Here is a 12,390-nt window from a genome sequence, read left to right on the forward strand (position 1 = left end):
TGGATCTCATGATGGTTTAGCCAATAGGAAATGACACACAAGTCGACGAATGATATGTGGTAACGTTTACATTATCGGATTTAGATCACGGATAGCCTGAATAACGGCTGCTAGACTCCAATAAATGCTAAGAATAACGAGGTTTATATGAGTGAGTTGGTGATGGCGCAAACAAACGTAATCGGGACAGAGCAGCGCTTAGAACAGTTAGAGAATACAATGTGTGGAACGCGTTACACTGATGGTGAGCAAGCCATTTTAGTTCATTTGCGTAATAGTAACGGCGTAACCGCAACGTTGATGGACATTGGCGCTACATGGTTAAGCTTTTGTGCACCAGTGATGGGTAAAGATAGAGAGTTACTAATCCGCGCGAATGATATGGACGCTTATCTTGAACAAGAAGCCTATCTAGGCGCGACGGTTGGCCGCTTCGCTAATCGTATCGCTAAAGGTCAGTTCTCAATTGATGGGAGAGAGTATCAACTGCCGATCAATAACGGAAAAAACTCACTGCATGGTGGCGAGCTTGGTTTTGATAAGAAACGTTGGACGATCATTGAGCAAACTCATTCCAGCGTTACCTTCTTCTTGCACTCGGAAGATGGTGAGCAAGGCTACCCAGGTAATATGGATGTTAAAGTGCGTTATGAGTTAACCCAAGATAATGCGCTAGAGATCCGTTATGAAGCCACCTGTGATAAAGATTGCCCAGTCAATCTAACTAATCATGCCTACTTCAACTTAAGTGAATCATCAGAAGATGGCATTGCGCTGAAGCATCATTTAAAGGTCAAGGCAAAGCATTTCCTGCCTATCAGTGAAACGTTAATTCCGACTGGGGAGCTAAAGCCCGCGGTAGGGACAAGCTTTGACTTTCAAAATGAAAAAGAGATAGCACGCGATTTTATGTCAGATAGTGACCAAGCTATTGCTAGCGGTTATGACCATTGTTTCGTGTTTAGCCAAAAGGATTGCGACGCAGAAAGTATAGTGGCGACATTGACTGCTCCAGAGCGCGATCTAAAAATGCACGTGAAAACCACTAAGCCCGGTATGCAGTGTTATACAGGCAACTTCCTAGCCGGTATTCATGGCTACGATAAGTCGTATAAAAATAACGATGGCGTTGCGTTAGAAACGCAATATTTCCCAGATACCCCGAATCAACCTCAATGGAAAATCCGCAACCCTTTATTGAAAGCTGGGGCGACATATCAACACAAAACGGTGTATCAACTTGAGTGGTAGCTAACTAACGATTATTACAGATTTGAGTTTAATTAAGCCTGCTGTTTAGCAGGCTTTTTTGTGCTCGCTGTATTTTGGTAGTTAACGTGATGCGTGAGAATACTATTGCCAAGGTAGAATGATTGTTCTACTCTGTATGTAGAACAATCATTCTACCTGTTGAGTCTTATAATGTTACAAGAACAGATCGCTGGAGAGCTTGAAGTTGCTTTTAGTCAACTCGGCTTTGCTGAACCCAGCGTTGCACAGTTGAAAAAGGCGTGCAGTGTGAGCCTACGTACACTCTACAAGTATTTTCCCTCAAAAGAAGAGATGATCGTGGGGGCGCTAGAGCACCGTCATCATAGATACCTTACGTTGCTTGGGTATGAGCTACCCAATCATCAAATAGCACCTAATTGCCGAGAGGCTGCGCTGTTATCGGTGTTCGACAAGTTGGCCAATTGGATGGAGGATTACGCACCAACAGGCTGTATGTCGATGAATGCGATTTCAGCCTTTCCTGAAAATTCGCAAATCATAACGACGGTCGATACGCATAAAAAAGAGGTTCGTGACCTTCTTTCACGTCTTGCAGGCTCTGATGAGTTAGGTACGGCGATTTTCCTATTGCATGAAGGGGTATCAACCTCATGGCCGCTATTGGGGCATGAATCGATTGATTCCGCAAAATCCACGCTAAAAATGTTAATGAAGTGAGATATAAAATGAGTTCTATTCCATCTAAGATGACTGGCGTTCAATTGGTTGGTCATGGTGGCCCAGAGATGCTGCAAATAAATGACCAAATAGAAGTACCAAAACTTAAACCAGGAGAGGTGCTTATTAAGGTCTCTGCAGCTGGTGTCAATAATACCGATATCAATACACGTATAGGTTGGTACTCAAAAAACGACAATAGCAGCGAAGATGCAAGTTGGTCGGGCTCGGCCCTCAAGCTTCCACGCATTCAAGGTGCAGACGTTTGTGGCCATATCGTTGCTGTGGGTGAAGGAGTGGATAGTGCTCGTATAGGCGAGCGTGTGATTATTGAACCTTGTATCTTTGAAGTGGAGGGCAAAAAACTCGACACACCTGCCTATTATGGCTCAGAGTGCGATGGCGGGTTTGCTGAGTATACAAAGGCTCAATCGCAGTATGTTCACCATGTGAATACTTCAATGACAGACGTCGAGTTGGCCTCATTCCCTTGCTCGTACTCGACAGCAGAAAACATGCTGACTCGCGCTCAAGTCAATGAGATGGATACGGTTCTAGTCACTGGTGCTTCGGGTGGGGTCGGCTCGGCAGCCGTTCAGTTAGCCAAAGCGCGTGGCGCAAAAGTGATTGCAGTGACCAGTGCGAACAAAAAAGATCAGCTACTAAATTTAGGTGCTGACGAGGTTCTAGAGCGCTCGCAGAATGTGGTTGAGGCGCTGGGCGCTAACAGCGTTACCGTTGTGATCGATTTAGTAGCAGGCCCTTCATGGCCCGATCTGCTCAATGTGCTAAACCGCAAAGGTCGCTACGCGGTCTCTGGGGCAATTGCTGGCCCGATGGTTGAGTTAGATGTCCGTACTTTGTATCTAAAGGACTTAAGCTTCTTTGGCTGTACTTTCTTAGAGCCTGAAGTGTTTGGCAATCTTGTTAAACGTATTGAATCTGGACAGATTAAGCCGTTAGTTGCCGAGACTTATCCACTAGAAAATATTGCACAGGCACAGACGGCGTTTGAGAAGAAATCCCATGTGGGAAAAATTGTGTTAACTGTGGCGTCTTGCTAATAATTTACAGTACGATCAAATAATAAAACGATATTAAATAGAGCCTTTGTTGTTATATTTGCAGCAAAGGCTTTTTAACTAGATTTTTCGCAAGTATTGCGACTTAAATTTGGTTATATTGTGGCTTTGATTATTCAATTTCAAGGAAGGAAAAGTGAGTATAATCAGAGTGATGGATATTTCAGATTACCCTCAAGTTATTCAGCTTTGGCAAGGCACTGATGCGATGCTTTTGCGAGAGGCGGATTCGTTAGCCAACATTGACAAATATCTTAGCCATAACTCTGGTTTGAGTTTTGTTGCAGAAACTAGTCAGGAGATCATTGGCGCAATTTTGGTTGGAACGGATGGCCGTCGAGGCTATGTGCAGCACTTAGCGGTAAAGGAATCCATGCGCGGTGAAGGGATAGGCGCTAGTTTGATTGATAGCGCTGTAGCGGCGCTGTCTGCCATCGGTATTGAAAAGACGCATTTGTTTGTTGTCAATGAGAATATAGGCGCTCAACGGCTCTATGAAAAACTAGGCTGGTTTCCTCGAGATGAAGTCCGGATGTACTCCTTTAATAAGTCATCAAATAGTGAAATATAGGGAGTAATTATGCAGGGATATCGTATCTCGACAGATAACAACGAGCTCAATTTGGACGTTGTGTTTGATTTTATTTCTGACAGTTATTGGGCAAAAGGGATTCCTCGGGAGCGTGTAGAAAAGTCAGTCAAACATTCCTTGTGCTTTGGAGTTTATGATGCAAGGGGTGAGCAAGTTGGATTTGCCCGTTTGATTACGGACCGAGCCACGTTCGCCTATTTGTCTGATGTCTTTATTCTCAGTGAGCATCGAGGCAAAGGGTTGAGCAAATGGCTGGTGGAAGTGATCATTTCACATCCAGATTTGCAAGGTTTAAGGCGGATTGTACTTGCAACTCATGATGCGCATGGTCTGTATGCACAATATGGGTTTGAACCACTTTCGCATACAGAAAACTTTATGCAAATTTGGAATCCTGACGTTTACGCGTGATTTGTTAATCTAGATTAAAGAATTTGTGCACTATTCACAGTAAAGTCCGACGCCTTCGTTAGATTTGATAATGAATTTTGGAAAGGGAACAGCAATCGGTGATGATCGCTGTTCCTTTTTGTTTTTTAGCCCCTTTAAGAGGAAGTCTTTTTGAGCACTCTATTTTCTCCCGCTCGTATCGGAAAAGTGTCATTGAAAAACCGCTTTGTTCGCAGTGCAACATGGGAAAACATGGCGACAGAAGACGGTCACATGACCAACAAACTCTATGATATTTATCGAGAGCTTGCTCAAGGTGAGGTCGGTTTGATCGTGACGGGTTATGCCAATATCGTGAAAGAAGAAAAACCAAACGCTGGCATGATGGGCATATATGATGACTCTTTCATTGAGAACTACTCGAAGCTGACTCAACTTGTTCATCAGTATGACTCAAAGATTGTCATGCAGATTGCTTATGGCGGTACTAAAACTACCTATAACGTTGGAGAACGAGTTATTTTTGCCCCTAGCGATGTCGCTGAGCGTGGTACGGGTACGCAAGGTAAAGCGATGACCAAAGAGGATATTGACTATATTGTTGATGCCTTTGCTCAAGCGAGTCTGCGTGCGAAAAAATCAGGTTTCGACGGTGTCGAGATTCATGCCGCACACACCTATCTGATTAATCAGTTTTTGAGCCCGTATTATAACCGTCGTGATGATGAATACGGTGGTAGCCTTGAAAACCGCATGCGCTTTTTAATGGAGATTTATCATAAAACGCGTGAGCTCGTCGGCTCAGAATTTCCGATTTTGGTGAAACTTACCGCGACCGAATTTTTTGAGGGTGGATTGACCTTTGAAGAGACAAGAAAGGTGTGTAAAGCACTAGAGACGGTTGGAGTGGATGCAATTATTGTTTCAGGCAACATTCATGGCAACGCAAATAACATGGTTGGAGAGCAACATGATGGTCATACGTTGCAAGCCGAAGGGTATTTTCACGAGTATGGTGATGTGATCAGTCGTGATGTTGCTATCCCTGTGATTACTGTTGGGGGCTTGAACGATGTGACAGCTATTGAAGAGATTGCCCAGAGAACCAATATCCAGTTCTTCGCATTATCGAGACCGCTGCTTGCGGAACCTATGTTAGTAAAGCGTTGGGGAGAAGGCGATCTAGCACCAGTTGATTGTGAGCGTTGCTCAAAGTGTCGCACCAAACGCGGAAACTTTTGTGTTGTGTTCAAAAAGCGCAAGAAAGTAGCCGTCAAATAGCGTTTTTGACCATTAAAAAAGGCCATTGATGGCCTTTTTTAATTAGGAGATAAGTTTCTACTTAGCTACTTAGCTACTTAGCTACTTAGCTTGGACGGTCGGTTCACCTTTCTTCTCTTTGGAGAAGTAAGACTTAGTTAAAGCGAACACAACTGGGCTTAAGACCGCAAGCGCAATGAGGTTTGGAATCGCCATCATAGCGTTTAATGTATCACTAAGTAGCCAAACAAAGCTCAACTCCATCGTTGCACCAATCGGTAGCGCAAGAACGAAAATGACTCGGAATGGTAGAATCGCTTTATTACCGAACAAGTAACTCGCACAGCGCTCACCGTAGACTGACCAACCAACAATCGTTGTAAACGCGAATACACTCAAGCTGATCGCGACGATATAGTTACCTACACCTGGAATGACCTGACCAAACGCCGCTGAAGTTAATGCCGCACCATCTGCCCCTGATGTCCACTGGCCAGATACAATGATAACCATACCGGTGATGGTACAAATAACCAGTGTATCGAGGAAAGTACCCAGCATTGCAATTAAGCCCTGACGAACTGGGTCATTGGTTTGTGCGCTCGCATGAGCTATAGGAGCAGAGCCTAAACCCGCTTCATTCGAGAAAACACCACGTGCAACACCGAAGCGAATTGCCATCCAGACAGTTGCACCAGCGAAGCCACCTTGAGCGGACGTCGGTGAGAACGCTTGCTCGATGACAAGTGCAAATGCACCCGGTAAAGCTGAAGCGTTAGATCCGAGAATGATCACGCCACAAACTACATATGCGATAGCCATAACAGGCACTAGCGCACCAGCAAATGCCCCGATACGTTTTAGACCACCAATGATAACTGCACCAGCCAGTACCATGGTAATTAGGCCGACAACTAAAGGAGAGAAAGAGAAATTGGATTCGAGTACTTGAGCAATTGAGTTTGACTGCACACCATTACCAATCCCGAAGCAAGCAAACGTACCGAAGATAGCGAATAAGGTGCCTAGCCAAGCCCATTTTTCACCCATGCCGTTTTTGATGTAGTACATCGGGCCGCCAAGGTAGCGTCCTTTGGCATCTTTTTCGCGATATTTTACCGCAAGTACCGCTTCCGCATACTTTGTCGCTAACCCAAATAGTGCAGTGATCCACATCCAAAATAGTGCACCTGGGCCACCAATGAATACCGCAGTGGCAACACCAGCGATATTACCTGTACCGACAGTGGCAGACATCGCGGTCATCAGTGCTTGGAAAGGGGGGATCTCCCCTTTATCTTTAAGTTGGTCTCGGCTTCCCCAAAGCAACTTAAATGCTTTTGGAATGTTGAAAAGCGGCATGAATTTGAGTCCGATACTCAAAAAGATCCCAACACCGAGTATTAGAACCAGCATTGGCACGCCCCAAACAATGCCATTGATCATACCGACCAATTGATTTAGTAATTCCATTCTGTTTCCCTACAGCTAGATTAAAGTAATGAATTCCTTGGTATTAATGCATTTTGCATTCCATAAACCATATCAAAAACAAGGATATGCGATCTGGGTGGTTAAATCATAGTCGATTGTTAATGGGGTGTGATCTGTTACAGGAATGAGGGAGTCAATTTGATAGGATTTCACTAAATTTACATTATTAGTGAGTTTGGTTGCACACTATTGGTGCTAAATGATGAATCAATAGTGTGCAAGTGATAAGAGTACAATGAATGAGGAACGAGTATTAAATAACGTACGTGTCAGTGCCCAATGGCGACGTTATCTTTACTGCTCCCTCGTTACCTGAGTTGCGTTTAACAATAGCTAGTGCTTTGCCTTGGTAGGTCTGTATCGTTGTATCTGTATGGGGCGTTATATTGGCTTCATGCCCGTTGTCACAGCCAATCCAATTGCAACCTGTTACCTCAAACCTTAACTCATACTCTTGGTGGGTAACATCACGACTGACTCGATCTTTTAGTTGGATAACCAACTGTCGATAATCTGCGTTTTGCGCTTTTGTTTCATCCTTTATTTGAATTGTGCTGGCAGGTTCAGTGGTATGAATCGCGTGTTGTGTGGACGGTTGCCCTTGGTTGAACCCTGTAAGTGTTAGTACGCCATGCTCAAAAGGAACGACCCAACGGAACACGCGATCTTGCTGGTCATCTAGTGCTTGTCGCCCAAAGCTCAAACCGCTGATCGAGAGCTCAACTTCTTCACAATTACTATAAGCCTCAATGACGATCCACTCATTTTCCATGTAGTTCCAGTGGGTATTGCGCTTGTCCCAAACCCAAAGTTTAGTTTTCCAAGCATGCTCATCTTTTTCAGAGGCCTCGAAAGTGCGTTTGTTGAGCAACAAGTCTGTCTCATTTGCTGGGATGGTAAAGCCTTGAACAAAGGGTTCATCGTTCCATAAAGAGCGGAACAAGGCATAGCTTGGTTTGGTAAAACCAGCGGAATCGAGGAGCCCACTATCCGTGGTGCGAACAGGCCACTTTCCGTGAGATTCTCCCATGTAGTTTATGCCTGTCCATAAGAACAGCCCAGCAACGTGTGGCCTTTCCAGTACCGCCTTCCATTCATGCCATTGTGGTAGGTTTTCGTTGCCAATAATAGGTAGGTGAGGGTAGTGTTCGTGCCCATAGTCATAGACAACACGTCGATAGCTAAAGCCAATGACATCCAAGGCATCGGCATAACCAGAGAGATAGCTGGCTGACGGTAAGATACAATTAGCCGTCACGGGACGTGTCATGTCGAGCGCTTTAACCCACTTGGACAGTTTGTTGGCAGTGACACCAATATCGGCCCCTTCATTGGGTAGTGATTCTAGTAAATGAGCAATTTTCTCAGGGCTATGAGGGGGGAGGTTCCAAAAATAGTTTCCATCCCATTTAGCATCAAAAAAACCAGTAGCTTCGACGTTACGCGGGTAGGTCCACTCAATCTCGTTACCAATACTCCACATAAAAATGCAGGGATGGTTAATATGGCTGCGCAGTGTATTTGTTAGGTCTTGTTCGGCATGCTGCTCGAAATATTCCGTGTAACCTCGGCTGATAAAATCATCGTGTTGCTCATTCATATTGAGTCGTTTGTCTTTGGGGTTGTCCCATTCATCAAAGAACTCATCTTGAACCAAGAAGCCCAATTCATCACACAGCGTAAGAAAACGTTTCGATGCAGGATTGTGTGCAATGCGAATCGCGTTGACGCCACACTCTTTGAGTTTGTTAAGACGCCTTATCCAGATCTCATCAGGCACGGCTGCACCGACAAGCCCTCCATCATGGTGCAGACAGACCCCTTTGATTTTTGTTGGCTGAGCATTCAAGAAGAAACCTTGATTTGCTGTGAACTCGAGAGTTCTAAATCCGATCTGTTCTTTGAGCTCTTCGACCCAAATGCTATCAAGGTAAACTTTGCTAACGACACGATACAAGTTAGGCGTATTGGGTGACCACAATGTTGGATTTGTTATCTCTATATTGAGTGTGACTTGAGTGTTTGAAGATGGCGTAAAGTCGACTCGATTTTCAGCCGCCACTTTTAGAGTTTGCAAGTCGATAACCTGTGTAACTAGCCTACCTTGTTGATGATGAGTAGATGCAGGGGAACAAACCGTGAGGCTCTGTTCTATTGAACCTGCGGTTAGCGCGCTGTTATTTAGGTTAGCTTTTAGAACGTTTGACCATAACGGAGAGTGAGTTTCTCCCGTAAGAATCATGGTCACATCACGATAGATACCGGACCCAGCATACCAGCGGCTGTCGACATAGCGACGGCGATCTACCTTGATAATCAGTTCATTATCTTCTTTAAGATGCTCAGTAATGTCGAGGTAAAATGGCGAGTAACCATAATGCTGTTGGTGGAGGTATTTGCCATTTAAATAGAGTTCTGCATTGTTATAAATGCCGTCAAACAAAATGACACATCGTGTGAATTTTTGCGATAGAGGTGAAACAAAGGCCTTTTTGTACCATCCAACACCACCAGGTAGATACCCTGTCGCACCATCAAGCTTCGAAGAGAAGGGCTGTAGGATACTCCAATCATGTGGGAGGGTAATTGGGCTCCAGCAATTATGATCTGGTTTGTTTTCATTGAGCTGAAAAGACCAATTATCGTTAAACAGACAGACGTGTCTAGGGGAGGGATTCATCAAGCTATCCTTAGTATTGTGTCGCTATTAGCGAGTTCACCAGTGACCGGCTGGGCAGTGGAGAGGAGAGCTTGTCACTTGGTTATGTTGAGTCGAGAATCACTGGCTCAAGAGCTGAGCCAGTGAGGATATGTGTTTCTAGTTACTATTTTGGAATGTACCCGCATCTAAAATCTGACGTTTTACGCGGTAACGGCAGATGTAATTCCAGTTCCAGCTTGGGTCATACTTATGACATACACCCCAGTTTAACCCTGGTGCTTCGAAGCTATCTTCTTGTGGATCGCGGAATATACCGAGTGCCTCTGGTGCCCCTTTAATATGAGACATAATCTCGAAGTTGATACCATCTTCAGCCCACTGGATGGTGTTCTTTTCAGGTCCATCAGTAGTGATCAAAGATGCGATGCCACCGTTGTGGTGCCAAACCGCCACTTCATGCCCAGAGTTAGAGATAGGGTTATATTCCGATTTGACGTAAGGGCCAAGAATGCTGTCAGCGATAGCGACACCATGCTTGATTTCTCGGCCTCCCATATTCATGTTTTCACCCATAGTTTCACCTTTGTAGTAGAGGTAAAACTTGTCATTGAAGAACATCAAACACGGATCGTGCACTTTATGACTATCAAAACTGCCTTTTGATTTCACATTGAAGCGGTTGTCCTCATCACCATCCCATTCACCATCTTTTTCAGGGCTTAGGATAGGAGCATTAGATTTAGTCCATGGACCAAATGGACTATCTGACCAAGCTAGTGCAATTTCTTCAAATTGACGGTTAGTGTATGGAAATTGAACAGTTTGGTAAACAAGGTAGTAACAACCCTCGTGGGCTAATACTTCGGGAGTGAACACCGCTCGGTCGTCATAGGCACCTGGTTTACCAGCTTGAATGGCAGGGCCTTGTTCTTTCCAGGTGATGCCATCTACAGAAGTTGCATGCCACACTTCCGTTTTATCCCAAGGGAAAACTTTATCATCTGGGTTACCTGTAAAGCCTTTGGTTTCACCTTCACCTTTTGTATACCAACAGTGGTACAGATTATCCACCTTGATTACCGCAGTAGGGTCGCGGCGAATCACGCCCTCTTGATAAGCAAAATCGCCTTTCAGCTCTTGTACATCAAATTCAATCAACCATTCTGGGCCGCGACTGTCGTAACCACGCTCGATAGCACGCAAACTCGCCAAGCTGAGTTTTTTCTTTGGTGAATTCATGAAGTATCTCTCTAAACAACTACAAATTTTGAATAAAGGTAAACCAATTTTAGATTTATGTCTATTTACTGGTCTGCAAAATGAACACTCTTTGGTAATAAGGTGATGAGATACACAGTTTTAAACATTGAGAACATCAATGATTCTGTAAACCATGTTTTTATTTTAAACTACTCGTCGATTTATAAGTGATTGAAAATAAACAACAAACTAGACGTGGATCACTAAAATTGGTAATTGGAATGTCAGATTAGGTTAATCTTTGATCGTAAATTGTTAAACCTGTCACTGATTATTGGTTTGCCATTTTGTAATAATAGTGACATTGAAGCTTGATTGGTAAACCAGCTTCATAATTTCAATTACCATCTACTCAATCTTTAAGGAAAAAAGATGAAACATAAAATCCTGAAGTACTCTGCAGTGTGTTCTGGTCTTTTACTTGCTTTTTCTGCGCACGCAATTGAAGAAGGCTTTGGTTTTCATGGTTATGCCAAAGGCGGTATTGGTATTACTAACGATGACATATTAAATCCAGGTGGCTACGACTGGGCAAATAACGGTATGAACATCTTCCGTTTGCCAGGAAATACTTATACAAACTCATCAGGTGGTCGTCTAGGTAATGAAGCCAACTGGCTAGAGCTTCACCAATCTTATGGTTGGGCCCAACAAAATGGAATGAACTGGGGTATCAAATCGAACATTGTTTATGGTGATGCATTGGCACTTGACGAACTGTTCGTACAAGGCTCTGGTGTTATCCCGTCGAACCCTAGCGCGACGTTTTGGGCTGGTAAGCGTTATTTTAACCGAGTTGAAACTTTCTTAACCGATTCTCAGTCGATGTCGAATGACGGTGCTGGTTTTGGTATGGAAAACTTCGACCTAGGTTTCGGTAAATTGCACTTAGGTGTTTCGCGTAACCTATACGACGAGGCTCCAGCTGATGGTGCAGGCGAATTGGTCGCGTTTAGTTCATCGATTTCTGACATCATGCTGATGGATGATCTTTCGATGAATCTTTATGCCAACTACGGTACGCCAATGGGACCTGACTCAGAAGATAAATTTAAAGACAAGTCAGATGCTTACCAATTGGCAGCAAAATTCCGTTTAGGTGATTGGACAACATACAACACGCTATTCATCCGCTACTCAAATAATGCTTCTGGTTCAATGACACGTAGTTGGGAACCGTTCCCTGAACATCAAATTGGCGGTTTTTGGGAAGGCTATCACGCATTCAATGACAAGTTTGCAGTTTCTTATATTTGGCAGCACGAGACAGCAAAATACGACCAAGACGCGCGTGATGCTACTGGCATGAGAATCCTTGAGTCTAATTGGGATGCTCTAGTGGCCCGCGGTACATTAAACTGGAATACCCGTACTTCTACAGAGCTAGAAGTAGGTTATGAAATGATCGACTTTGAAGCCGTTAATCCATCGGAAGATGGTAAAAATGATGGCTATAAAGTAACGCTAGCTCAAAACCTCCACATTGGCGGCGGCTTCTGGGATCGTCCAGTAATCCGTTTCTTCGTTACATATGCAGAGCAAAATGTCGAAACCAAAGCTTATGACCGTTGGGATCTGGATGGTGCCATCAGCATGGGCAAATCAGATGCCGTCACTTTCGGTGCGCAGTTCGAAGCATGGTGGTAATCCTAACGTAAATATTATTTAAACAGTGTCTCCACGGCTTAGGTCGTGGAGTA

General features: G+C 44.2%; 10 protein-coding genes. 7 read left to right on the forward strand and 3 right to left on the reverse strand.

Going from position 1 to position 12,390, the window contains the following annotated elements; genetic code table 11:
- The first annotated feature begins 147 nt into the window (after positions 1–147).
- The 6 genes from galM to QWZ05_RS01440 all read left to right on the forward strand — a co-directional run bounded on the left by galM (position 148) and on the right by QWZ05_RS01440 (position 5,295).
- Positions 148–1,251 (forward strand): galactose-1-epimerase, encoded by a 1,104-nt coding sequence (gene galM, locus QWZ05_RS01415; RefSeq protein WP_373875520.1) that lies wholly within the window; start codon positions 148–150, stop codon positions 1,249–1,251.
- A 171-nt stretch (positions 1,252–1,422) separates the two neighbouring features.
- Positions 1,423–1,950, forward strand: a complete 528-nt coding sequence (locus QWZ05_RS01420; RefSeq protein ID WP_290296093.1) for a TetR/AcrR family transcriptional regulator — start codon at positions 1,423–1,425, stop codon at positions 1,948–1,950.
- 8 nt (positions 1,951–1,958) lie between these two features.
- Positions 1,959–3,014 carry an alcohol dehydrogenase family protein gene (locus QWZ05_RS01425; RefSeq protein ID WP_290296095.1) on the forward strand — a complete coding sequence of 352 codons (1,056 nt, stop codon included), beginning with the start codon at positions 1,959–1,961 and terminating at the stop codon, positions 3,012–3,014.
- Between the two features lie 172 nt (positions 3,015–3,186).
- A complete protein-coding gene (locus QWZ05_RS01430) occupies positions 3,187–3,603 on the forward strand; it encodes a GNAT family N-acetyltransferase (protein ID WP_290297093.1) in 417 nt (138 codons plus the stop codon).
- Positions 3,604–3,612: 9 nt separating this feature from the next.
- On the forward strand, positions 3,613–4,035 hold the full coding sequence (locus QWZ05_RS01435) for a GNAT family N-acetyltransferase (RefSeq protein WP_290296097.1): 423 nt from the start codon (positions 3,613–3,615) through the stop codon (positions 4,033–4,035).
- A gap of 150 nt (positions 4,036–4,185) precedes the next feature.
- On the forward strand, positions 4,186–5,295 hold the full coding sequence (locus tag QWZ05_RS01440) for an NADH:flavin oxidoreductase (RefSeq protein WP_264875648.1): 1,110 nt from the start codon (positions 4,186–4,188) through the stop codon (positions 5,293–5,295).
- Between the two features lie 81 nt (positions 5,296–5,376).
- Here the strand turns inward: QWZ05_RS01440 and QWZ05_RS01445 are convergent, their stop codons facing one another.
- From QWZ05_RS01445 to QWZ05_RS01455, 3 genes are all read right to left on the reverse strand, one after another.
- Positions 5,377–6,747, reverse strand: a complete 1,371-nt coding sequence (locus QWZ05_RS01445) for an alanine/glycine:cation symporter family protein (protein WP_264875647.1) — start codon at positions 6,745–6,747, stop codon at positions 5,377–5,379.
- Positions 6,748–7,021: 274 nt separating this feature from the next.
- The gene (locus QWZ05_RS01450) at positions 7,022–9,448 is read right to left on the reverse strand and encodes a glycoside hydrolase family 2 TIM barrel-domain containing protein (protein WP_290296101.1); all 2,427 of its coding nucleotides are present in this window, start codon (positions 9,446–9,448) and stop codon (positions 7,022–7,024) included.
- A gap of 138 nt (positions 9,449–9,586) precedes the next feature.
- Positions 9,587–10,669 (reverse strand): glycoside hydrolase family 117 protein, encoded by a 1,083-nt coding sequence (locus tag QWZ05_RS01455; protein WP_290296102.1) that lies wholly within the window; start codon positions 10,667–10,669, stop codon positions 9,587–9,589.
- 393 nt (positions 10,670–11,062) lie between these two features.
- Here QWZ05_RS01455 and QWZ05_RS01460 point away from each other — a divergent pair, with 393 nt between their 5' ends.
- Entirely contained in the window at positions 11,063–12,337 is a 1,275-nt protein-coding gene (locus tag QWZ05_RS01460) for a carbohydrate porin (protein ID WP_264875644.1), read from the forward strand.
- The last annotated feature ends 53 nt before the right edge of the window (positions 12,338–12,390 follow it).

The sequence above is a fragment of the Vibrio agarivorans genome (genome assembly GCF_030409635.1).
GTDB lineage: Bacteria > Pseudomonadota > Gammaproteobacteria > Enterobacterales > Vibrionaceae > Vibrio > Vibrio agarivorans.